This window comes from Mangrovimonas sp. YM274, from assembly GCF_030908385.1.
In the GTDB taxonomy this organism is placed as follows: Bacteria; Bacteroidota; Bacteroidia; order Flavobacteriales; family Flavobacteriaceae; genus Mangrovimonas_A.
In genome coordinates, this window is sequence record NZ_CP133091.1 from 1,844,774 (window position 1) to 1,870,152 (window position 25,379).

The window sequence follows — 25,379 nt, forward strand, 5'->3', positions numbered from 1 at the left end:
TCTTTCACAGGTTAGTGTGCAACTAGGCCATTTAGTTTATGTTGTATCCCCGAAATAGTTTGAATAACATCCGATTTGATATGGATGCAATCATCCAATCCTGCCTCTTTTAGGGAATCTATTAGTGCTACGGGATTTCCGGCCAGTAACAGAATTTTATCTTTGTTAAGGGATCTAAAGGCTCTTACAAAGTCTAGAGCATCCGTTTCGTAATCCTGGTCGGAGCTACAGATTACCACGACATCTGAGTTGGAAGCGGCACTGCTTTCGGCGGCTTCTTGAGCTGAAGTATAGCTTTTCTCTTGCCAAACCTCAAAACCTGAAACCCCTAAAAAGTCATATGAAAAAGCAGCTCTTGCTTTTCTCATGGTGAGATTTCCGAAACTGCTAAGCTCTACAATAGGACGTTTTTTAGTGGTCTCTACAAGTTCTTCAGTAGTTCTTCTAAGTGCTTCAATTTCCAACGTAGCGCGACGAGGTGTCAACAATTTGCTGGATTGAGAGCTTCCTTCGGATAAGATATTGGAAGGAATACGCTCCATTAGGTTAGGGTATTTGTTAACCCCCACCATGGCCAAACGACGCTGACTTAAAAGGGTAAGTTTTCTTTGACGGATTTCAGCGATTTGCTGTTGGATATATTCGCTTTCAAAAGCTTCGTAGAAACCACCTTTAGCTTCTACTTCTTTAAATAAAGCCAGTGATTTATCGGCTATTTTGGAGCTGACATCTTCTATGTAATAGGAACCGTCCACAGGATTGGCCACTTTTCCGAAGTAAGATTCCTCTCTTAAAATCGTAGAGATATTGCCGGCAATTCTATTTGAAAACGCTGAGGTTTCCTTAAACTCCTTGTCAAACGGATCGATGACAACACCATCTACATTGCCTAACAGCGCCGACATGGTTTCGGTAGTGGCGCGTAACAGGTTGGTGTAGGGATCGGTGACGGATTTGCTCCAAACGGAAGTTTTAGCGGTTAAACAATGGTTATAGTCGCTAACGCCATAGCTTTTGGCAATAGCAGCCAACAGGCTATTGAAGGCTCTAAATTTTCCGATTTCAACAAAATACTCCGAACTTATTCCTAACTGCACATGAAGGTTGTTGAATAAAGCTTCAGGATCACCGCCATGCTTTAAGCAACATTCAATGACATACACCAAGGCGTTTAAAGTAAAGGCGACTTCTTGAACTTGATTACTTCCCGAATCTAAAAAGGCAGTACCGGAAATGCTTAAAGTTTTATAATTAGGGTAGGCACTACTAAGCTCTACAAGACGATTAATATCCTCAAGTTTTGGTTTGGAAAGGTTTCCTGTGGTGACATACTCTGTAATAACATTAAGGTCCATAAACCCTTGTAAGTTTTCTGGAGCTATTAAATGGTTGTGTACATATGCAAAGAAATTGACAGCAAATTGCCATAAGTTGTGTTCTAATTGAAAGGACACATTTATGGTGTTGAGGTCAATATCCTTTAATAATTGGACAACGGAAACTTCAGTTTTCACATCAAAAATCAAGCCTGTAATGCCTTCAGTAATGGCTTTGAGGGCTTGCGTATTAGCTTCCGTAGCAGAATTGACATAGATATGTCTGAAGTTTACAAATGAAGCGGCATTTTCTCCTGTATTGGACAGCGGAGAAATGGCATCTTCAGGCGTGTAAAGAGGAGGGAGCGTTATATCATTTAAATTTTTCCAAACCAATTGTTTTTCAAAATTACCTCCTTTTAAGTCTATGGTCACTTTTTCCATCCATTCCTCTTTGGTAACGGGAGCAAAGTTGGAAAATAGTGTGTTGTTTTGAGTGTTCATACGTTTGATTTTATGTTGAACTTTGGTAGACGCTTATTTACCGAAACGTTCAAAAATGGCTTTGTCCAGTTCTTCTCTATGATCAGGATGCGCAATATCTCTGAGGGCTTCCGCACGCTTTTTCAAGGTCTTTCCAAATAATCTGGCAACACCAAATTCGGTTACTACATACCTGGCATGGGCTCTAGTGGTTACAACGCCGGCACCTGGTTTTAATATCGGCGCAATTTTAGATACCCCTTTTAAGGTCGTTGAAGTCATGGCAATAATAGGTTTGCCGCCTTTGGAGAGGGCAGCCCCTCGCATAAAGTCCATTTGGCCTCCTACACCAGAGAACATTCGTGTTCCTATGGAATCGGCACATACTTGTCCTGTGATATCAATTTCAATAGCCGAGTTGATGGCAGTTACCTTGGGGTTTTGACGAATGACGGCCGTATCATTAACATAGGCGATATCCCGCATTTCAATTTCGGCATTGTCATCCATAAAGTCATAAAGACGCTGGGTTCCCATGGCAAAACCGGAGACTATTTTATGTGGATTGATTTTTTTGTTGGACCCATTGATTACTCCTTTTTCAACTAAGCTTACAATACCATCGGAAAACATCTCGGTGTGAATTCCCAGATTTTTATGATTGGTCAAATAGGAGAGTACCGCATTTGGAATTCCTCCAATACCCATTTGTAAGGTAGCGCCATCCTCAATAATTTCTGCAATGTTTTTTCCAATGGTAGCCTCTTCTTTGGTAGGAGGTGCCAATTGCATTTCATAGATAGGTTCATCTACTTCAACACAAGCCGTAAAGTTGCTAATGTGTACAATACCATCTCCAAAAGTACGAGGCATTTTGGAGTTGATTTGGGCAATAACGGTTTTACCCGTTTCAATGGCCGACACAATAATGTCTACTGAGACTCCCAAAGAACAGAAGCCGTGTTTGTCTGGTGGAGATACATTTACTAAAACTATATCCAAATCCATATAGCCCTCCCTAAAAAGACTAGGGATGTCACTTAAAAAGATGGGGATATAATCAGCGGTGTCACCAATGCTTTTACGGATGTTGCCACCTATAAAAAAGGCGCTTGTATGAAAATTATCTCTTAATTTTGGGTCAACATAGCCGCATTCTCCTTCGGTATGTAGGTGTACAATTTCTACGTCTCTTAACTCTGGGCCTCTTGCTACCAAAGCTCTAACCAGGGTTTGAGGAGTGGCAGAAGCACCTTGAATGAGTACGGTATTTCCAGACTTTACCAATTTTAAAGCTTCCTCTGCAGTCATCACATTTGGTACACTTGATACTTTTGGTGGATTCATTACATTTGCTAAACTCATAACAATAGTATTTTAGATTGTTGCTTGTATTTTTTATTATTCAGTGTTTAAGCTAAAAAGCTTAATAGAATACCTGCTGCAATGGCCGATCCTATAACACCAGCAACATTTGGTGCCATAGCGTGCATGAGCAAATAGTTGGTAGGGTCTGCCTTCAGACCTTCAGCGTGTACAACCCGTGCACTATCTGGAACTGCAGAGACTCCTGAAGCTCCAATTAGTGGGTTTATTTTCTCGTCACCCTTAAGGAAAACGTTCATAAGTTTTGCAAATAATAGCCCTCCCATAGTGGCAATTACGAAGGAAATGGCACCTAATCCAAAGATCAGCATAGAGTCTTTTGTAATAAAGATGTCTGCTTGGGTGGAGGCTCCTACAGTAACTCCCAAAAGAATGGTCACGATATCGATAAGTTTGGTTCTGGCGGTTTCAGCCAAACGTTCGGTACGACCTGATTCTTTCAATAAATTTCCAAAGAACAACATTCCTAATAGCGGTAGGGCACTAGGCGAAATAAAGGTGGTTAACAACAAGGCGGCCACAGGGAAGATCATTTTTTCCTTTTGGGATACCGCTCTTGGGGGTTTCATTTTAATAAGACGTTCCTTTTTGGTGGTCAACAACTTCATGATTGGCGGCTGGATTACCGGTACCAATGCCATGTAAGAGTAGGCGGCAATAGCGATAGGTCCAATCAGGTTTTTAACGGTAGTACCATCGGGAAGGATGTTGATACCATTGGCTAGTTTAGAGGACAGGAAGATGGCGGTAGGACCATCGGCCCCTCCAATTATCCCAATAGCACCAGCTTCAGGAAGCGCAAAACCAAGATAAAGGGCGCCTAAGAATGTCCCGAATACCCCAATTTGGGCAGCGGCTCCAAGCAACATTAATTTAGGGTTGGCAATCAGAGAAGAGAAATCGGTCATCGCTCCAATTCCTAGGAATATCAAAGGTGGGTAAATCCCCTTGACGACCCCAAAGTACAAGTAGTTTAGTACGGATCCGGTTTCATAAATACCGGTTTGGTTGCCCATTACAAAAGGGATATTTCCTATAATGACTCCTGTGCCAATGGGGATTAAAAGTAAGGGCTCATAGTCAAACTTGATACCTAGGTATATGAAGACAATCCCTATAATGATCATGATGATATGGCCAGATTGGGCGTTGGCAAAACCTGTATAGGCATAAAATTGCTTAACCCCATCAAAGGCTTCGGTTATAAAATTATCATCACTTGTAGTGTTCGTAGATATTTCTGTGGTGGTTGTATTGGTAGCGCTTGAAGTGAGTCCTAGGACTGGTTTAATACAAAGCAGTATCGATATAACTCCAAATATTAATGCTAATTTTTTCATTTTCTTTAGTTTTGGGCCTGTTAAAGTAGTTGTGGTACTTCTTGATTTCTTAAGAAAACATGGCTGGTTATTCTATCTCTATCAAAGCGTCACCTTGCAATACTTGCTTGCCAACAGTTACATGAACGGCAGAAACTACTCCTGATTTATCGGCCATAATGCTGTTTTCCATTTTCATGGCTTCTAAGATTAATAGTTGGTCATTTTCCTTGACCTGATCACCAACCTTAACATTTAGGGCAAGAATAACCCCGGGAATAGGCGCCGTAATGGCCTGTTTGTTGGAAGAACTAGGGTTTACCACCTTCGGTTTTTCCTTATTGGCAGAAGAAGATCTTCTTGCCAACACAGGCGTTTTTTGTTTTTTAATTTCCTGTTCCAGTTCCACGGCATAGCTGGTACCGTTTACTTCAAGGTTTATGGTATTCTCTTCCTGAGAGATGATTTTTACCTTGTAGCTGTTTTTATTTATGTTAAATGTGAAATTTTTCATGATTTTTGCTGTCTAGGGATATTCTTAAAATCGGTTACTATAGGCGCCGTAAATTTTGGAACTCCATGGGGAGTACATTTTGCGGGCTTGTTTTATGGTTAACACAGCGTTTTCATTGTCATGTTGTTCGCTTAAGTATAAGTGAATTCCCATGGAAATGGCAGCGGCCACTTCTCCTGTAAATTCCTTTTCTATGGTTTTGTTGACAATAGTTTGATCTGTCGTTTTTGGTTTTCCAGGTTTCAACCCGTTGTAAAACTTGAGGATTAAAGGAAGTCCAAATTTGAAAAATATGGTCAAGGTCAACAGACCTGAAAACACAATCATCAATCCCGTAAGAAGGATGACATAACCTTCGTCTATATTGCTTATGGATAATGGAATAGTCATGATTATAAAGGGATGTTTGAGTGTTTTTTAGGAGGGTTTACCTCTTTTTTATTGGCTAATAGTTCCAGACCTCTAATAATTCGGAATCGTGTGTTTCTAGGTTCTATAACATCGTCGATAAAGCCGTATTTGGCAGCCACGTATGGGTTGGCAAATTTGGTAGTGTATTCATTTTCCTTCTCTTCGATGTAGTTAAGTTTTTCATCGGCATCTGTAATCTTTCTAATGTTGGAGCCTTCCAACACCTCTACAGCTCCTTTGGCACCCATTACTGCAATTTCTGCGGTTGGCCAAGCATAATTTAAATCACCGCGCAACTGTTTGCAGCTCATTACATCATGGGCTCCACCATAAGATTTTCTAAGAGTGATGGTTACTTTAGGTACAGTGGCTTCTCCATAGGCAAAGAGTAGTTTGGCACCATGTAGTATAATACCTGCATACTCTTGCCCAGTGCCTGGTAGGAACCCTGGAACGTCTACCAAGGTTACTAATGGAATATTGAAGCCATCGCAGAAGCGGACAAAACGGGCTGCTTTTCTTGAAGATTCACAATCTAAAACTCCTGCGTAAAATTTTGGTTGGTTAGCTACAATTCCTACAGAGTGCCCATTGAATCGGGCAAAGCCTACAACAATATTTTTGGCGTAATTGGAGTGCACTTCCAAAAATTCACCATTATCGGTAATTGTTGAGATGACATCCAAGATATCATAGGGTTGGTTGGGGTTTTCAGGAATAATACTATTCAGTTCATCATCCAGTCTATCGATAGGGTCTGAAGTTGCTATGGTTGGTGGTTCTTCTAGATTGTTGGAAGGAAGGTAGCTTAGTAGCTTTCTGATGAGCATTAGGTTTTCTTCATCATTTTCGGCTAAAAAATGAGACACTCCAGATTTGGTAGAGTGGATGTTGGCACCTCCCAATTGTTCTGTAGTCACTTCTTCTCCTGTAACCGATTTAACCACTTTGGGGCCCGTTACAAACATGTAACTGGTTTGGTCTGTCATGATGGTGAAATCTGTTAGGGCTGGAGAATAAACGGCCCCTCCGGCACAAGGGCCAAGGATAGAGGATATTTGAGGGATGAGTCCAGAAGCCATAATATTTCTTTGGAAAATTTCGGCATAACCGGCAAGTGATCGTACTCCTTCTTGAATACGAGCACCGCCACTATCATTGAGGCCAATAACAGGAACACCTATTTTCATGGCCATATCCATGATTTTACAGATTTTTAAAGCATAAGTTTCGGAGAGCGAACCTCCAAATACCGTGAAATCTTGAGAGAATACATATACAATGCGCCCATCTATGGTACCATGACCCGTTACAACACCATCAGATAGGTAGCGTTCCTTGTCTAGGCCAAAGGATTTGGTCCTGTGGGTAACGAACATATCAAATTCTTCAAAGCTATTTTCATCCAAAAGAATTTCAATACGTTCGCGTGCGGTTAGTTTTCCTTTAGCGTGTTGTGAGTCGATACGTTTTTCTCCGCCTCCCAATCGAGCTTCGGCGCGTTTGGCGATGAGCTCATTAATTTTATCTTGATTTGCCATGGGGTATGTTTTTGTTACCGTATATATGGTTTGGTATTTATTTAGAACATAGTTCTGTGAGGACTCCTAGTGTAGATTTTGGGTGAAGGAAGCCTATGTCTAGACCTTCGGCTCCTTTTCGAGACTGTTGGTCTATTAGTTGTACGCCTTTGTCTCCTGCCAATTGTAAGGCTTTGGTAGCGTCGTTAACGGCAAAAGCGATGTGGTGAATGCCTGGGCCTTTTTTTGCGATGAATTTTCCAATAGGTCCATCGGGGGAGGTGCTCTCCAATAATTCGATTTTAGTTTGACTAGTACCGACCAAAAAAAAGGCTGTCTTCACTTTTTGATCGACAACCTCTTCTATAGCATAGCATTTCATCCCTAAGACTTGTTCATAATATTTAATGGCTTCATCTAAGTTTTCAACAGCAATTCCAATATGCTCAATGTGTGAGATATCCATGATTCATAGTTTATGTTACAATTCCGTTTGTTACATCAAAGCTATTGTAGGATTCCATTTTATATTATGATATATATCATGTTATTCGTAATTTCTTTAAGAAATATTTAACGAAAACGTAATAGTTGAAAACTTTTTCGCTGGTTTGGAACCTATTTTTTTTTCATTTTATGGTCTAAATGACCAAAACCAAAGGTTTGCGCATCACATAAACAGGAGATTTTTAGTATTTGGGTTTCATTGAAATTCCGTTTAAAATCTATTGAAAAAATAGAGAAAGTTCATCCGTTTTCTTTTGGGTATCCCTATAGCTGCCCCATAGTAACCCTATGGATACTCTATGGGGACTTTATGGGTAGATTTGTCTAAATAAATAGGAGTATAGTAAAGGTGGCATAAGTCTTAAAGCTATAAGGCGTCACAAAAAGATGTAGTATCTTTATACCATATTTTACGAATTTTCTTTTGGAGATTGCCCTCATGAAATTCGATTTAATAGTTCATATAATATATAAAGTATGGTTCATACCTATCATATACATGGCATGTCCTGCAATGGTTGTAGAAAGCATGTGGAAGACACCTTGTCTAAAGTAAAAAATGTATCCAATGTAACGGTAGATTTGGAAGCGGCCGAAGCTACAGTGGAAATGACCTCGCACATTCCTATTGAGGTTTTTCAGGAAGCTCTTAAAGCAGACGGCGGACGTTATAGTATCCATATGCCGGGAGAAAAACAGGAGCACAAACTAAAAAAAGAAACGCCTGCTAAGGGGCAGGGAACGGGAGTGTTTTATTGCCCTATGCACTGCGAAGGTGATAAAACCTATGATAAAGCTGGGGATTGTCCTGTATGCGGAATGGATTTGGTAGAAGAGCAAAACTTGACGGCGGTTTCAGCTCAACAATGGACTTGCCCAATGCATCCGGAAGTAGTTAAGGATGAGGAGGGAGCCTGTCCAAGATGTGGGATGGATTTGGTGCCTATGAAACCTCAATTGTCGGCAGAGGAGCAAACTTATAAAAAACTTCTAAAGAAGTTTTGGTTGGCAGTAGCCTTTACACTTCCCATATTTATTATTGCCATGAGCGATATGCTGGCCAATAATCCGCTATATAATATCATAAATCAAAAATACTGGAATTGGGTGCAATTTGTCTTGTCCTTACCAGTGGTGTTTTATGCGGCTTGGATGTTTTTTGAACGTGCTTATAAAAGTATCAAAACCTGGAATCTTAATATGTTCACTTTAATAGGTATTGGGGCGGGAGTTGCCTGGATCTTTAGTGTAGTGGGCTTGTTGATTCCAGATTTGTTTCCGCAGCAGTTCAAATCGGAATCTGGAGTGGTACACGTGTATTTTGAAGCAGCAACAGTTATTCTGACTTTGGTATTATTAGGACAGTTGTTGGAAGCAAAGGCCCATAGTAAAACCAATTCAGCTGTGAAGGAGCTTTTAAAATTGGCGCCCAATAAAGCCGTTAAGGTTGTAGATGGGGAGGAGAAAGAGGTCAGTATTGATAAAATAGTATTAGGAGATTTGCTAAAAGTAAAACCGGGAGATAAAATACCGGTGGATGGTGAAATTGTGGAGGGGGAATCTTCGGTGGATGAATCTATGATTACGGGAGAGCCTATTCCCGTAAATAAGGTGAAAGGCGATAAAGTGAGTAGTGGAACTATTAATGGTAACCAAGTTTTTGTTATGAAAGCTGAAAAAGTAGGAAACGATACCCTTTTATCACAAATTGTACAAATGGTTAATGACGCTAGCAGAAGCAGGGCGCCTATTCAAAAATTAGCAGATCGTATTTCGGCATATTTTGTACCAATAGTTGTATTGGTGTCCGTGATCACTTTTATAGTGTGGGTAGTTTGGGGGCCACAGCCGGCCTATGTGTACGCCTTGATTAATGCCATTGCCGTACTTATTATTGCGTGCCCTTGTGCTTTAGGCTTGGCAACACCTATGTCAGTAATGGTAGGCGTAGGAAAGGGGGCGCAAAATGGTGTCCTTATTAAAAATGCAGAAGCTTTAGAGACTATGGGAAAGGTGAATACTATTATAGTAGATAAAACGGGTACTATAACAGAGGGAAAGCCTACGGTTGAAAAAATTGGAGCTTTTGATAAAGAAAATGTAACCGCTGAAAAGGTGATGAAATTGGCGGCATCCCTAAACAGTAATAGTGGACATCCTTTGGCCGAAGCAATTGTAAAGTATGCTAAAGAGAAAAATATAAAGGTGCTGCAAGCTGGAAAGTTTGAATCCTTAACAGGGAAAGGAGTATCCGGTGTGGTAGATGGATTGGAAGTGTTTTTGGGGAATAAAAAATTAATGGATGAAATAGGAGCCAAAGTTAGTCCGGAAATGCAAGAAGAAGTGCAAAACTTTCAAGAGCAAGGAAAAACAGTTTCGTATTTAGCAGTGGGTAAAGCGGTTAATGGCTACGTTGTTATTGGAGATAAAATAAAAGCTACTAGTGCCAAAGCTATCGAAGAACTTCAGGATTTGGGCATGGAAATAGTAATGCTTACAGGGGATAATGAAACAACAGCGCAAGCCGTAGCTTCGGAACTTAATGGAATTGGTTTTAAAGCGGGCTTAATGCCGGAAGATAAACTTAAAGAAGTGGAGCGGCTGCAGGCTGAAGGTAGAGTGGTAGCCGTGGCAGGAGATGGAATAAATGACGCCCCTGCTTTGGCTAAGAGCGATGTAGGGATTGCCATGGGAACAGGAACTGATGTGGCCATAGAAAGTGCCATGATTACTTTAGTGAAAGGTGATTTGCAAAGTATTGTAAAAGCGAAACATTTAAGTGATGCCGTAATGAAAAATATCAAGCAAAACTTATTTTTTGCTTTAGTATATAATACGGTTGGGGTGCCTGTTGCCGCGGGTGTATTGTATCCATTTTTTGGGATACTTTTATCTCCAATGTTAGCGGCGCTGGCTATGAGTTTTAGTTCTGTGTCGGTAATAGCAAATGCACTTAGGTTGCGTAAAACTAGTGTTTAAATAGGAAGGTATTGGGCGTTGTTGTTTGATAGTGAAGTGGATAGGTGGTAGGTGGTGAAAAACCTAAAAAGGCAAATTATTGTATAAATTTTATGAAAAAAATCGATGAAATGCTTGTTTTTTACGTTTAATTACATAAATTTGCTGTAGTTAACGCCTTAAATCTAAACTATGAAAACTAAATTTACCCTATTAAGTATTGTTTTTATACTTGTTACGGGCATTGGTTTTGCCCAAAAGAATAAAGAGGAATCTCCTAGCATTATTAGCGGTAAGGTCTCTATTGCAAAGTATCATGACAGAGATCAGTTAGAGCATATGCCTAAAGGAGATTTATTGGAGCTCTACAAAGAGCGCATTGAAGTTATTGTAAAAATCTTGCCTAACATTGCCTTCGCTACCAAGCCTGGTGTTACAATGGCTACTATGGGAATTCCCGAAACTAAGGATAACAAAAAAGCTTTGGAGGATAATATTGAAGCGTCCAAAGAGTATTTTGAAAGTACCATTGAGTTTCAAAAGCGAATTTTGCCGTACTCGGATAAATCCAACTTAATCATGGCGATTTTGTTTTATGAAGAAACCTTGAAGTCCTTACATACCTACGACGATTTTTAAGATTCAAATTACCACTAAGCTTATATGAAGTAATGGGCTTAGAGGGTGATTAATTTAAGGTATAGTAAAACTATCATTACAATATCATAATAGAAAGTGTACCCCTGCTTTTTGAATTGTGATGTACTATTGTAATGACGTATGATTGAAAATTCGGAAGCTAATAAGTGAATTCTGAAATACTTAAAAAGTAAGTTTATTCTGTCTTTTTATAGGTTGTAAGTAGGTTTTTTATTACTGGACTAATAAAAAATAGCATTTAATCGACTTTTTTTGTATTTCGTAGGATTTGTTTATACTTTTGATACATTAACAGTACAAGACCCTTAATCTATTAATAATTACATTACTTATGAAAAACTTTACTCAGACACTATGTTTGTTTCTTTTGGCTGCGGTCAATCTGTTTGCCCAACAGGAGAAGGGAATCATAGGGACCACGAACTGGTTAAACAACTGGACCGAATTTAGACCCAACCATGTAGACTATGGTGAACCAACTCAAATCTTGAGTGGTAATATTACACAAGACACCAAACTTTTTAAAAAGGATACCTATTTATTATTAGGTAGTGTATTTGTAACAGACGGCGCTACACTTACTATTGAACCAGGAACCGTAATCCTTGGTGATTTTAAAACCAACGGAACTTTGGTAGTAAGTAAAGGCTCTAAAATTGTTGCAGATGGTTTGGAAACAGATCCAATTATTTTCTCATCTAACAGAAGTGTGAAAAAAGAAGGTGATTGGGGAGGCGTGTTCATTCTTGGAGATGCCCCAATCAATAAATTTGGAAATGGCTCTTCTGTTAACTACGGATTAAGACCTACTTCTTTTGAATATATTAATTATGGTGGAGAGAATGCAGAGTCTGATTCGGGAATCTTTAGATATGTAAGAATTGAATTTGCAGGAAAGCGTACCAAGGAGTATGGTTTCTTCAACGGTTTAACACTTGCCGGTGTTGGAAATAAAACGGTTGTTGAAAATGTTATGGTAAGCTATTGTGAGGGAAATTCATTTAGTGTTATTGGTGGTGAATTTAATATGACACAAATGGTGTCCTATAGAACCAGTAGCGATGACTATAAATTCAACTACGGAGCGCAATGCCAAATTACCAATTCATTGGCTATCCGTTCTCCATATGTATCTGGTGCAGATGGATCTAGATGTATGTATGTGGCTTCTTATGAAGATAAGAACGAAGTAGACTTGACCAAAAAAGGAACTTTTGTGAAAGCAGAAAACCTTACCCTAGTCAATATAAGTGACAATTTAGCGTCCGATATTGAGGTAGGCTTGGTGAAAGAAGCGTTATACATTGCACAACATGCTTCATTGGAAATGAGTAAAAGTGTAATCTCTGGATTTAACCCAGCTGTAATTCTAGACGACAATATTACAATTAATAACAAAAACTTAGACCGTATCAAGTTTAGTGAAATGTATTTCAACAACTGCAACGGGAATATATTTACAGAACACAATTCCAACAATGAAGATTTGGAGAACTGGTATGGTAACCGCGCATTTTTCAACGTGTATTCTAAAGGAAGCGATTCTGAAACATTCATCGATTTGAGCAATTCAAAACGACCAGACTTTAGGTTGCGTATCAACAAAATTTATGCTTCCAATGCCGATTAGGCATTGGAAGATTTCCTAGGATCATTTTACAGGAAATATAGGGTGTTGCTAATCTTCTAATTTTAAGAGAAGTGTAAGCAAGCCCTTTTGGAGCCTAAATCAGATAGAAATAAATACTGATAAGGTGTTTTGGACCGATAAGGTTGACAAAATTAAAAACGGATAATTGCTAAATGTAATTGAATGCAAAAAACTACTATCTTAAACAGACTTACTTTGCTTTTGGGTGTATGTGTTTGCTTGTGTGTGCAACAAGCCAATGCCCAGATAGTAATTGGTACGCCAAATTTAGGATTTAGTCAGGCGTGTGCCAGTGAAGCTTTCAATACCTATACTGTATCTTTTGTGTTTTCTCCAGAAGCAGGATTGGCTACATCCAACCAGTTTATCCTTGAAATGTCAGATCCTGAAGGCGATTTTTCTAACCCTACAACAATATTCACTTCACAGCCAGGAGCTGTTACCGTGTCACCGGCAACTTTAAGTTTTTCATTGCCGACCACTACAGCTGGAGAAGGGTATAAGCTGAGAATAAAAAGTACAGCTCCTGTTGCTACAAGTGCAAAATCTGTGGCCTTTGCCGCTTATTACAAAATTCAAGACAGTCCATTTTCAATTAATAATTTGGTTTCTACCGGAGCATTTTGCTCTGGCGGAAGCTATTTGTTGACTATAGATAATCCAGGAACAGGAGAAAATGATTCTCCGCTCAATTACCCTTCGCTTACTTTTAATTGGTTTAAGGAAACGGGGCCTACAACGGCTGTGTTTGTTTCTCAAGGACCTACACTTTCCGTTAGTCAAGAAGGAACCTATTTTGCCGAAACCAATTATGGGACCTGTACGTCCAATTCATTTTCTAATAGAGTAACCATTAGTGAGGTGTCTGCCGGGGAGGCTGATGCCACTATAGCTTCGAGTTTAGGAAATCCATTTTGTCCAGATCAGGGTATGACAACCTTGGCAACGATAGGCGGTGACAGCTACCAATGGTACAAGGATGGTGTGGCTATTTCAGGAGCTACGGGACAAACTTACCAAACCAGTGAATCTGGATTGTATTCAGTTGAAGTTGATTTGGGAAGCTGTGAAACTTCGGGATCTATTGATTTGGTTAGTGAAAGTTTTGAAAGCGAGATTAATATTCCTGAAGAAAACCAATTGGAAGAGGGCGATTCGTTATGGGTACAGGTAAGTACCACCGCCAGTAACCCTATATACGAATGGTATTTTAATGGAACATTGCTTCCTAATGCAACTGAAGATACTTTTGAAGCCTATGATTATGGTTCCTATAAAGTTGTGATAACACAAACGACGGGTTGTGAGAGTTCACATGAATTCCTTTTTGAAATAGGGGAACCTATAGATCCATTTCCAGTAGTAGACAATATTCCAAATCTTATCAGCCCCAACGGCGATGGAATCAATGATACTTGGGTTATCCCGCAACAATATGTTAGTGGGAGTAATACCGATGTTGTGATTATGGATAGCAGAGGGAAGGTAGTACTTCAAACCAATAGTTATATGAACAATTGGCCTGAGAACCAAATGGGAGTAAGTAGTGTAAACCAAGTATTTTATTATATCATAACCAGTCCTGGACAAGACTCTAAAAAAGGTTCTATAACTGTTGTAAAGTAACATGAAGACGTATCTGTTGGCCATACTATTAATTATCTGTACGATGCAGATAACCTATTCTCAAGAAGAGGATGGGGTAGTATCTTTTGCCTTACCGGTACGTAATTCTTTGCGTTTCAATAGATATGTTATCAATCCTACCTTCAGTTTTGTACGAGAGCAGCACAAGTATCTTAGTTTTAATAATAAAAGGGAATGGGTGCAGTTTGAGGATGCGCCACAAACTTATTTGGCGAGTTTCTCTGGTAGGTTTAAGGAAAATATTGGGATTGGTATAGGTGCATTTCAACAAAATTATGGAGTACTTACTACGTTTGGAGGTCTTTTGAATTTTGCTTACAACGCCCGTTTAAATTGGGAGAGCAATTTAACTTTTGGACTAAATGTAGGAGCTTATAGGAGTGGTGTAAATAGTGGTAATGTGGTTACTAATTACGATGACCCTTCGCTTAATAATATCCCCTCGAATTTCTTATTGACCATTAATCCTGGAATCAATTATGGAACAGGCTTTTTTGATTTCGGTGTGGCATTAACCAATTTGGTACTTTATAATGTAAACGCTTCACAACTAATTAAGGATACCCCAGAACAAGGTGTACAAGGACATGTCATGTATACGGGGTATATGGACAGCAGGGGCTTTTTTGATCAAAGTAGATTCCAAGCTTTAGTAAGATCAGAGTTTCGGTCAGATGAAACCATAGTGTCTGGTTTGGCAATGCTAATGGTGCCTAAAGGAATCTGGGCTCAGGCAGGATATAACACTTTATACGGAGCTTCGGCTGGTTTGGGCTTAAATATTACCCCTCAAATTGCCATTGAATATAATTTTGAAAAAGCAGTTGGTGAATTCACCGATTTTGGTCCTTCCCATGAAATTACTTTGGCTTATAGATTTAATAATACAGAACGCTTTGACTATAGTAGAGAGGATGATGTGAGTGCCATCGTGTTCCCTGAAAAGAGAAGAAAACCGGTGTCTCAAAAATCTAAGCAACAGGCAGAGGCCAATAGAAGGGCTGCTATTGCAAAAAGAGAGGCTGCAAAAGCGAAAGCAGACGAAGAAGCTAAATTGGCTGCAGAAGCCAAGGCAGAGGCAGAAGCAAAAGAAGCGATATTAGCAGCGGAAGCAGAAGCTAAATTGGCTAAGGAGGCTGCTGCCAAAGCAAAAGCCGAAGAAGCGGCTAGGTTGGCGGCCGAGGCAGAAGCAAAACGACAGGAAGAAGAAGCAAGAGCGAAAGCTGTCGCAGAGGCCAAAGCTAAAATAGCAGCAGAGAAAAAAGCTAAGGCTGCTGAAGAGGCAAGGTTGGTAAGAGAAGCAGAGGAAGAGGCCCGTATAGCTGCAGAAGCTGCCGCAAAAGCTAAGGCTGATGAGGAAGCTCGTTTGGCTGCGGAAGCCAAAGCTCAGGCACAAGCCGAAGAACAAGCTAGGTTAGCTGCTCAAGCCAAAGCTGAAGAAGAGGCTAGATTGGCAAAAGAAGCGGAAGCTGCTAGATTGGCAGCTAAGGCCCAAGCCCAAGCTCAAGCTCAAGCAGAGGAAGAAGCAAGGTTAGCTGCAGAAGCTGCAGCAAAAGAAAAAGCAGCAGAGGAAGCTCGATTGGCCGCTGAAGCAAAAGCTAAGGCTGAGGCAGAAGAGCAAGCGAGATTGGAAGCAGAAGCATTGGCCAAAGCTCAAGCCGAAGAGGAGACCCGTTTAGCTGCAGAAGCTGCCGCAAAAGCCAAAGCTGAAGAAGAAGCTAAATTGGCTGCGGAAGCAAAAGCCAAGGAAGCGTTGTCGGATAAGGAAATGGCAATGGAAGCTACAGACAATTTGGCTAAATCCATGAACGAGATTACCAAATTGACAGAGACTGATAGCACGGCTCAAGTGGACTTAATCACAAGGTATAAAGAGGCAATCGCCATAAAGAATCAAGACCTTAAGGATTTAAAAGAGGAAAATGATTTGGGAGATCAAGGAATTATAGTGGCTCCAAAACCATTTAAGAGTATATCTGCAGAAAACAGAGCTATCGAAGCTTTGAAGGCAGATATAGATCAAATCATTGATACCCGGACCCAGCGTATTGAAGAATTGGAAGACTTGTATGAACAAAGATTGCAGTTTGCGCCAATAGAAAATGATCCTGTAATGTTGTATTACAAGAAAACCATTAAGCGATTAAAGTCTGAACAATTGAAAGCTATGGATACCAAAGCGAGTTTAACAACTACTTTGGAAGGTATCAATAGAGCGACTGAGATAGAAAGAAAACGTAGAATCAAACGTGCAGCCTATGATAATGAGGACGATAGATATATGCGTGATAGATTGGCTTTGAAAAACATCAAACAAAGTACACAATTAAGATCTGCACCATTGAAGGTTGATGAATTTAATTTTGGAGAAGACCTTGGAGGAAACATCCAAATTGTGAAAAATGTTAAGAATGTAGAAAGTGGATATTACATGATTTTGGCGGTACACAATGATGTAGCTAAGAGAGATGATTTCTTAACAAAAGTGGTTGCTTCTGGAAGAACGGATGTTGATTTCTTCTACGATGTCAATACCAGTAAATATTACATCTATTACCAAAAATTTGATGCCATCGAACAGGCCAATGAAGCAATGAAATCAAAAGGTAATAGACCTTATAATCAAAAGCTATCAATAATTAAAATAGAGAATTAAGTATTAAAAATTAAAGATTTGAATTAAAAATAGTAGTAATGGCATACCTGTTTTCTGCAATGCCCCTTGGAGAAAATAGGATTAAAAAACAGAAACACCATGAAAACGCCTACTTATTATAAGCCTTACCTTTTAGGTTTATTTCTATTGCTGATGAGCTTTGGTACCATGGCCCAAACCTATGAGCCATTTACCATAAGGGAGAGCATTGAAGTAAAAGGGAGTATGCTGGTTATAGGTAATAATATTCTTGGACAGGACAACCTGCCAGGAAATGATAATACCGTGGATAACCAAGATGTAGAAATGCAATATATCGATATCGATTCAGACGCTTCCACGTTCAGCTCAAGTAGTGCCGATATTGTATTGCCTCCTCAGGAAGATGGAAGTGAAACCAACTGTTATTCGGTTGCTTATGCTGCTTTGTATTGGGGAGCCATGCTTCAAAGTGGGGACCGATCCGATATCAACCAAGTCAAGTTCAAGACTCCCGATGGCACTTCTTATGTCGATATCACAGGAGAACTTATTTATGACGCCATTGTAGATCCAATTATTTCTGAAGACAATGAGCCAGGCAACACCCCTTATGCATGCTATGCGGAGGTAACGGATATTTTGAATGGTTTAACAGATATTGAAGGAACTTATACGGTTGCCAATGTCACATCAAGTGAAGGATCCAATTATTCAACGGGACTATCGGCAGGATGGACTCTCTTTGTGATTTACGAAGATCCGAATCTCCATATGAAATCCTTCACGACTTTTGATGGGTTTAGCCACATATATGATGACCATTACGAAGAAATTCCTGTGGATGGTTTTACAACGCCCCCAGCAGGACATATCGATTTACAATTTGCCTATGCCGTTTTGGACGGTGATAAAAATAATAGAGCCACCAAATTAGAAATTAATAATAAGGAGGTAACCACCCCCTTAAGATCGGCAAACAAATTTTTTGGGTCGGTTATTGAAAACATTAATGGGGTGTCCTATCCCAGAAATCCCTCCGGAACCAATACTTTGGGATATGATACTGGATTTTTGGAAATTATTAATTCTGAACCGGAATATATAGGGCATAGTGAAACATCAGCTTCCTTTACACTACAGGTGGCTCAAGGACAGGCAGATCCTTTGTTTTCATTTTTTAGTGCCTTTGCAGTGGATATAATTTCGCCAGAAATAGAGTTGGTAAAAATTGTAGAAGATGAATTTGGTAACGAAATAAATGGTGATGATGTTATTTTAGGTCAAAACCTGTTTTATGAAATAAGCTATCAAAATATAGGGAATGAAGATATCACCAATTTTACGTTAACCGATATCCTTCCTGAAAATATTGTTTTTGATCCCGCTACAGACATTGACTTGACCAATTCAGGTGGTGCAACTTTGTCTTCTTACGACCCTGTGACTCGTACTATTGTGTTCGACATTCCTGATGAATCTGTAGAATTTGGAGATCCTGTATTCGTGATTCGTTTAGCGGTACAAGTGGTACCAAACTGTTACGATTTAAGTCAGGCTTGTTCCAATGAAATCATAAATCAGGCTTTTGCAACTTATACTGGAGCAATTAGTTCTATTACTGTGGAAGATCAACCAAGTTACGTATCTGTAGAATGTAATAGTTTCCCGCAACCAACCAACTTTTTGGTAGACATTTCAAATTGTGATTATGAAAGAGAAGAAGTGTTATGTGGCGGAAGTGTTGAATTAACCGCAGCCGATGGTTATGAAGCCTATTCTTGGTCAACCAGCCCATCTGGGGCACCGGTTATTGGAACAACGCAAACTATTACGGTAACCGAAACGGGAACTTATTATGTAACCAATACAGCGCCTGCAACTTGTTTATCTATTGAAGAAGTGGTAACCGTGACCTTGTATGGAACCACCCAAACAAATCCAGTGATTCCTTATGCAGATGAAGTAGTCATCTGTCCAAACGATGGTAAGGAACTGCCAAATATCTTTTTATGTGGCGCCAACGATTCACGTGATATTTTAACTGGAATTAGTGATGCTGTATCAATTATTTGGGAAAAGTTGGATGAGTCAAGCTGTGAAGCTGTGGCAACTCCGGACTGTGCCAACGAAAATGATGCCTGTACTTGGAATCAAGTAGGGACAGGTCCAGATTTTACGGCTGATAATTCTGGTCAATTCAGACTAGTAATCAACTACCCAGGGGGGTGCTATAGTATTTTCTATTTTAATGTCTATCAAAATTTATTGAATCCTACAGCTACGGCTCAAGATATCATTTGTGAAACACCTGGTCAAATTACAGTAGGGGGTGTGCCTTCCGGGTATGAATACAGTATTGATGGTGTAAACTACCAAACCAGTAATGTGTTTACGGTCAATTCTCCAGGATATTATACCATTTACATCCAACAAATAGGAGTAGACACCAACCCTTGTATTTTCGAGACACCGAGTGTACATGTGATGGAAAGAGAGTTTTCTGTGGTTAGTAACATTACCCAACCAGAATGTTATGGTGACTTTGGAAGTGTGCATTTAGCGGTTAATGAAGCCTTACCGCAATATTACTACAGCCTTTACCAAGGTGGAACTTTTGTGGATGGAGTTGGACCTATCATGGCGAGCGATTATGAATTTTCTTCATTAAATCCAGGAGTATATACGGTTAATGTAAGTACTGATGATGGATGTGTGTATACGGAAGAAATTGAAATTGTAGAACCTCCAATGATTGAGGTGTCGGCAGCCTTAACAACACCGCTAACTTGTACGGATGGTGTGATTACGGTTTATGCTTCAGGAGGAACGCCTCCTTATTACTATTTTGCGAATAGTGATACGGATTTTCAATCATCTCCTGAAATTACAGTATCCACACCTGGATTATATGAAATTACGGTGATGGATGCCAATAACTGTACGGCAACTACGTCTATAAATGTGGAAGCTATCCCTGCTCCGGAATACACAATTTCTCAGACGAATATTACTTGTATAAGTTCTGGAGATACGGGTACCATAAATATTGAAGTTGTAGACGCCAATGGAAATGCATTGCAGTACAGCATCGACGGGGGATTGACTTTTGTAAGTTCACCGGTGTTCACAGGTCTTGCGGAAGGGGACTACGAAGTAGTGCTCCAATATACCTTGGGAAGTTCGGTGTGTCTGACGGAGCCCCAGACGGTGACCATCACGGCGAACGACCCAATCATTGGGGTAGCCGAACTGACGGCGCCCTATACCTGTAGCAGTACCGGGACTATCACGGTAAGTAACGTTTCAGGTGGCGTAGCGCCCTATACCTATAGCCTTGACGGAGTGACCTTCCAGTCGGGCAGTACCTTTACGGGACTGACGGCGGGCACCTATACAGTAACTATTGAAGATTCCACAGGATGTACCTATATCACAGCTCCAATCGTTATAGAACCTTTGGATCCTCCAACAGATGTAGACTTTACCAGCACCCCTGTGACCTGTCCATCGAACACGGCCACAGTTACGGTCGCTACGGTAACAGGGGGAACGGGCGCTTTGGAATACCAGATCATCGCACCTGCCTCGGCGGCCACGGCCTACCAGGCCTCCAATGAATTTGCCGGATTGGAACCGGGCACCTATACCTTCCAGGTTAAGGATGCCAACGACTGTAACTATACAGAAACCTATACCATCGATCCGCTTCCGGCCCTTACCATGGGAGCTGTCCTTGTAAAGGATTTGGACTGTACTGCATCTCCGGATGCCATCATCGAAGGGACCATAGGCGGAGGGACCCCTCCATATACCTATGCGGTATCGATTGGTGGCGCAGCCTATAGTGCATTGGGCGCTACTGGAGCTACCTTTACCTATACCACGGGAACAGCCGGAACCTACCAGTTCCAGGTAACCGATGCCAGTGGGTGTACGGCAGAAACGGGCGTGATCACAGTTCAGCCCATTTCCATGCCGGCCCTTACGGTGGCCCTGGATGCACCGATACTGTGCAACGGCGATGCCAACGGTTCTATAGATGTGACCATTGACACCACGGTAGGAACCCCACCGTTCACCATCAACGTAACCAACGACACCACGGGAGTGGACTACGGTACGCAGACCTCTGGATTGACAGCGGGAACCTATACGGTAACCCTAACCGATGCCAAGTCCTGTGAGGCCACAGAGACGGTAACCATCGGTGAGCCGGATGCCATAGCAGTGGACTACCATACCGTAGACATCACCTGTACCTCTACAGGGGTATCCCAGGGATCCATCATTATTGATGGAGTAACGGGAGGGACGGCCCCATACAATTATTTTGTGACCGGAACCAACGGTTACGATAACTCCGAGCTGAACGCCACGGGCTCCACTTCGGTGAGCTTTGACGTGGTGGACTTTGGGCTTTACCAGATCAATGTGGTGGATGCCAACGGCTGTTCGGTATTGATCCAGGATGTCTTGGTGGCCTCGCCGCCTACCGATCTTGATATCTCCATAGCCACCACAGTGGACTGTGCAGCAGGGGGGGAGGCCGTAGTGAGCATCGGTTCCACCTTGGTGAGCTCCGGGCCATTTTATTTCAGTATCTACCAGGGACCGGTATCGGTATATCCAAACCCGGCGGGATCATGGATCCCAGAGGATGCCCCAGGTAGCCAGTCGGCCACCTTTACGGGACTGACCCCAGGGGTTAGCTATACCTTTATCGTATACGATGCATCGACCAACTGTAGCTATTTTGAACCGGCCACCACACCGATCCCGACCAATTCGACCCTAACGGCCACGGCCGTATCGGCAGCGAACATCAGCTGTACGGGCAGTGCGGACGGAACTGTGGCGTTTACCATCAACAGTTCCTACGGGACTTCCATAGACATCAACTACGAAGTGTTCGATACCCTGACGCAGGAATCTGCAGGGGTGACCGGATCTGGAACGGTAGGGGGCAACGGCTCCTTGACTGTAACGGACCTAGGACCGCTTCCTTTTGGGAACTACTACGTACTGATCACGGAGAACACAGGGCCGAATGCCGGCTGTAGCATTGTGACCATTCCGTTCAATATTACCGAATCGGAGATCCCGTTGAGCCTGAGCACATCGATCGACCAGAATGCCAACTGTAACATGGCCTCAGGACAGATCAGTGCGGTGGGACATGACGGAACGGCACCTTACCAATACCAAGTAACAACCACGGCAACCGCACCTTCGGAAACGGATGCAGCATGGGCCTCGGCCAGTACCTTCAGCTTGGATGCAGGAGACTATTATGTACATGTGATGGATGCCTATGGCTGTATCGTGAGCAGTCCAGTGGTGGTACTGCCAGCGGACCCTTCCCCAGAGATTTCGGCAACGCTTGCCGATGAATGTCTGGATGTGGACGGTACCTATGAAATGACGGTAAACCTAGATATTGCAGGAATTCCTCCATATAGCTATAGTATCGATGGCGGCGCCTTCCAGACACAGACGGCACCGTTTACCATAACGAACCTAGCCTCGGGCGACCATACGGTAGAGGTGCAGGATGCCAACGGCTGTGGGAACACGGTAACGGTGAGTATTGCGGCACCGCTGAACATAACACCATCTGTAGAGGCACTGCCTACCTGTAACAATGACGATGGACAATTGTCCATTGCAACTTTGGGAGGTTCAGGAACATTTACCTATGCCATCAGTCCGAACCCTGCCACGGCAACCCTGTCGGGCAATGTGTTCTCGGGACTGCCTTCGGGACTGTATACCATTACGGTAACCGATACCGTGACTTCCTGTGAGGAAGTTGTAGAGGTATCCTTGCCGGCAGCGGTACTGCCAACCTTTACGGCTACGCCAAGTACCGTGACCTGTTTTGGTGACGATACGGGCGCCTTCGATATCAACGTGTCCAACTACTCCGGGGCCTATACCTATGAGGTATTCGACAATGCCGGGGTATCGGTAACGGGAGCGGTTGCGGCCAATACGGCCAACAACCCACAAACGGTAACGGGTATGAATGCCGGTACCTTTACGGTGGTGATCACCGAAACGGACGTGCCGTTCTGTTCGGCAACCGCTACGGTGGTGATAGGCTCGCCTTCCGAAGCGTTGGCCCTTACGGCTACGGAAACCTCCAACGTGACCTGTACCGATGATCAGGGGACCATTACGGCCATTGCCGAAGGGGGATGGGGCAGCTATGAATACGAACTGACCGGAGCCGCTACGGTGGCCTACTCACCGAACGGAACCTTTACGGGACTTTCTGCAGGGACCTATACCGTGAACGTTATGGACGCACAGGGCTGTATTGCCTCTGCGGACGTGACCCTTGAAGTTCCGGAGCCTATTGCAGCGACCTTTACGCCAAGTGTGACCATGCTGTCCTGTTTTGGGGATGAGAACGCTACGATCGTTATAGACAACGTAACGGGAGGCCAGGAGAGCAACTATACCTATACCTTAAATACACTCGCTCCTATAGCAAGTACCTCTGGACCGCAGACCTCCAACGAGTTTGCCAACCTGGGGGCAGGGACCTACAACGTGACCATCACCGATGGCTATGGCTGTAGCACGACCTCGGCGGACATTGCCATCTCCGAGCCAACAGCCATCGAGGCGAGTTTGGTGAAGAGTGCCTCGCCGACCTGTCTGAACGACGGGGAGCTTACCCTGAGCGCTACGGGAGGAACGGGAGCCTATACCTATAGCGATACCAGTGCCTTTACCACGGTATTGGGGTCGTTCACGACCTCTGTATCCTTTACGGTACCGGCGGGAAGCTATGAATATTACGTTAAGGATGCCAATGGCTGTATAGCGACGATATCCAACGAGATCACCATCGATCCGCTTCCGGAGTTGACTATAGAGTTGGCCTCTACCAACCCGACCATCAACTGTGCGGGCGACAACAACGGTACCATTGTGGCCGTTGCCGAGGGAGGTCTGGGCAACTATGTCTATACCTTGCAGGATGCTTCGGGCAATGCCATCCCAACAGCGGTACAGGATACCCCTGGGGTGTTTACGGAGCTTTTGGCGGGTACCTATACGGTACATGTGCAGAGTGACGATTGCGAGAGCACTTCGGCAACCATCAGCATTACCGAGCCTGATGCACCATTGGAAGCGACCTTTGAGATCAACAATGTAACCTGTTTTGGGGGCAATGACGGCTCTTTGGAGATTATTGCCACAGGAGGAACGGGCATCATCAAATATGCCATCTCCCCACAGATGGACCAGTTCTTCGAGACCAATGTGTTCGAGAACCTATGGCCAGGGGACTACGAGGTGATCGTACAGGACGAGCTGGGCTGTTATGTAATGTTCAGCTTTACCATCACCGAACCGGAACCGTTGATCGTGAGTATTGTTCCTGACTCCATATTGCCGACCCCATGTGCGGGCGACAACGACGGGGAGTTCAGTATCGAGATCTCCGGGGGAACGGCGCCTTACAGCGTAAGCCTTGATGCGTACGACGGCCCTTATACTACGGGAGCTGCAGGGCAGACGGTATTTGACTTTACGGAACTCTCCGGAGGGGACCATATCGTATATGTCCGTGACAGTATGGGCTGTGAGTCCGAATGGAACATCACCTTCCCGGAGGCGGTGAACCTGGACCCGCTGTTGGAAGTGGAGTACGTATGTATCGACAACTTCTCGGCAAACATCGTGACCGTGCTTATTGATGAGAGCGTGGACCCAGCCGAAGTGGACTACTCACTGAACGGTGGCCCTTACCAGGTGAGCAATGTGTTTGAGAACATACCTCCGGGAACGGACCACTATATAGAGGTGCGCCATACCAATGGCTGTATCCAGACCACGGAGTTCTTCGATATAGGCGTGTTCGAGCCGGTGGACCTGGCCCTAAACGAGGGTGACCAGAACCAGATTGTAGCCCTGGCCACGGGAGGTAACGGAGAGTATACCTTCACCCTTAACGACGAGGACTACGGTAGTGAGAATACCTTTATGATCTCTGAGACGGGCGAGTATCTGGTAACGGTAACGGACAGCAACGGCTGTATTGCCGAGGCAAGGATCTACCTTGAGTACGTGGACCCTTGTATCCCGAACTACTTTACCCCGAACGGTGACGGTATCCAGGACACCTGGGCGCCGTGTACGGACGACTTCCCGAACCTGGAGTTTGATATTTACGACAGATATGGGCGCAAGGTGGGGACCTACCACCAGGGCCAGTACTGGGACGGACGTTATAACAACCAAGAGCTGCCAACGGGCGACTATTGGTATGTGGTAAGGCTCAACAGCTCAAACAACGACAGAGAGTTTGTTGGACATTTTACCCTATATAGATAATAATTCAATGTTTAGAAGAC

At 42.7% G+C, this 25,379-nt stretch carries 13 protein-coding genes; 6 read left to right on the plus strand and 7 right to left on the minus strand.

What is annotated here, in order from left to right; genetic code table 11:
* Window positions 1-11 precede the first annotated feature (11 nt).
* From RBH95_RS08055 to mce, 7 genes are all read right to left on the minus strand, one after another.
* Entirely contained in the window at window positions 12-1,820 is a 1,809-nt protein-coding gene (locus RBH95_RS08055; protein WP_307902177.1) for a methylmalonyl-CoA mutase family protein, read from the minus strand.
* A 33-nt stretch (window positions 1,821-1,853) separates the two neighbouring features.
* Entirely contained in the window at window positions 1,854-3,164 is a 1,311-nt protein-coding gene (locus RBH95_RS08060; RefSeq protein WP_307902178.1) for an acetyl-CoA hydrolase/transferase family protein, read from the minus strand.
* 47 nt (window positions 3,165-3,211) lie between these two features.
* A complete protein-coding gene (locus tag RBH95_RS08065) occupies window positions 3,212-4,525 on the minus strand; it encodes a sodium ion-translocating decarboxylase subunit beta (protein ID WP_307902179.1) in 1,314 nt (437 codons plus the stop codon).
* A 67-nt stretch (window positions 4,526-4,592) separates the two neighbouring features.
* A complete protein-coding gene (locus tag RBH95_RS08070) occupies window positions 4,593-5,018 on the minus strand; it encodes a biotin/lipoyl-containing protein (RefSeq protein WP_307902180.1) in 426 nt (141 codons plus the stop codon).
* Between the two features lie 24 nt (window positions 5,019-5,042).
* Complete coding sequence (locus RBH95_RS08075; RefSeq protein WP_307902181.1) at window positions 5,043-5,408, minus strand: OadG family protein; 366 nt, start codon at window positions 5,406-5,408, stop codon at window positions 5,043-5,045.
* Between the two features lie 2 nt (window positions 5,409-5,410).
* Window positions 5,411-6,970 carry an acyl-CoA carboxylase subunit beta gene (locus RBH95_RS08080; protein ID WP_307902182.1) on the minus strand — a complete coding sequence of 520 codons (1,560 nt, stop codon included), beginning with the start codon at window positions 6,968-6,970 and terminating at the stop codon, window positions 5,411-5,413.
* 37 nt (window positions 6,971-7,007) lie between these two features.
* Window positions 7,008-7,415, minus strand: coding sequence for a methylmalonyl-CoA epimerase (gene mce, locus RBH95_RS08085; protein WP_307902183.1), 408 nt, complete (start codon window positions 7,413-7,415; stop codon window positions 7,008-7,010).
* A gap of 518 nt (window positions 7,416-7,933) precedes the next feature.
* On the opposite strand from mce, the gene RBH95_RS08090 reads away from it, so the two are divergent.
* The 6 genes from RBH95_RS08090 (at window position 7,934) to RBH95_RS08115 (ending at window position 25,359) form a co-directional block, all read left to right on the plus strand.
* Window positions 7,934-10,435, plus strand: coding sequence for a heavy metal translocating P-type ATPase (locus RBH95_RS08090; protein ID WP_307902184.1), 2,502 nt, complete (start codon window positions 7,934-7,936; stop codon window positions 10,433-10,435).
* A gap of 171 nt (window positions 10,436-10,606) precedes the next feature.
* Window positions 10,607-11,053: a hypothetical protein gene (locus tag RBH95_RS08095; protein WP_307902185.1), complete on the plus strand. Its 447-nt coding sequence runs from the start codon at window positions 10,607-10,609 to the stop codon at window positions 11,051-11,053.
* A gap of 352 nt (window positions 11,054-11,405) precedes the next feature.
* Window positions 11,406-12,704 (plus strand): hypothetical protein, encoded by a 1,299-nt coding sequence (locus RBH95_RS08100; protein WP_307902186.1) that lies wholly within the window; start codon window positions 11,406-11,408, stop codon window positions 12,702-12,704.
* Between the two features lie 183 nt (window positions 12,705-12,887).
* Window positions 12,888-14,351 carry a gliding motility-associated C-terminal domain-containing protein gene (locus RBH95_RS08105; protein ID WP_307902187.1) on the plus strand — a complete coding sequence of 488 codons (1,464 nt, stop codon included), beginning with the start codon at window positions 12,888-12,890 and terminating at the stop codon, window positions 14,349-14,351.
* A gap of 1 nt (window position 14,352) precedes the next feature.
* Complete coding sequence (locus RBH95_RS08110; RefSeq protein ID WP_307902188.1) at window positions 14,353-17,028, plus strand: type IX secretion system membrane protein PorP/SprF; 2,676 nt, start codon at window positions 14,353-14,355, stop codon at window positions 17,026-17,028.
* 99 nt (window positions 17,029-17,127) lie between these two features.
* On the plus strand, window positions 17,128-25,359 hold the full coding sequence (locus RBH95_RS08115; protein WP_307902189.1) for a T9SS type B sorting domain-containing protein: 8,232 nt from the start codon (window positions 17,128-17,130) through the stop codon (window positions 25,357-25,359).
* The last annotated feature ends 20 nt before the right edge of the window (window positions 25,360-25,379 follow it).

Coding starts and splice junctions, on each gene's coding strand:
- RBH95_RS08055 (WP_307902177.1), bottom strand. CDS start 1,820: ATGAACACTCAAAACAACACACTATTTTCCAACTTTGCTCCCGTTACC.
- RBH95_RS08060 (WP_307902178.1), bottom strand. CDS start 3,164: ATGAGTTTAGCAAATGTAATGAATCCACCAAAAGTATCAAGTGTACCA.
- RBH95_RS08065 (WP_307902179.1), bottom strand. CDS start 4,525: ATGAAAAAATTAGCATTAATATTTGGAGTTATATCGATACTGCTTTGT.
- RBH95_RS08070 (WP_307902180.1), bottom strand. CDS start 5,018: ATGAAAAATTTCACATTTAACATAAATAAAAACAGCTACAAGGTAAAA.
- RBH95_RS08075 (WP_307902181.1), bottom strand. CDS start 5,408: ATGACTATTCCATTATCCATAAGCAATATAGACGAAGGTTATGTCATC.
- RBH95_RS08080 (WP_307902182.1), bottom strand. CDS start 6,970: ATGGCAAATCAAGATAAAATTAATGAGCTCATCGCCAAACGCGCCGAA.
- mce (WP_307902183.1), bottom strand. CDS start 7,415: ATGGATATCTCACACATTGAGCATATTGGAATTGCTGTTGAAAACTTA.
- RBH95_RS08090 (WP_307902184.1), top strand. CDS start 7,934: ATGGTTCATACCTATCATATACATGGCATGTCCTGCAATGGTTGTAGA.
- RBH95_RS08095 (WP_307902185.1), top strand. CDS start 10,607: ATGAAAACTAAATTTACCCTATTAAGTATTGTTTTTATACTTGTTACG.
- RBH95_RS08100 (WP_307902186.1), top strand. CDS start 11,406: ATGAAAAACTTTACTCAGACACTATGTTTGTTTCTTTTGGCTGCGGTC.
- RBH95_RS08105 (WP_307902187.1), top strand. CDS start 12,888: ATGCAAAAAACTACTATCTTAAACAGACTTACTTTGCTTTTGGGTGTA.
- RBH95_RS08110 (WP_307902188.1), top strand. CDS start 14,353: ATGAAGACGTATCTGTTGGCCATACTATTAATTATCTGTACGATGCAG.
- RBH95_RS08115 (WP_307902189.1), top strand. CDS start 17,128: ATGAAAACGCCTACTTATTATAAGCCTTACCTTTTAGGTTTATTTCTA.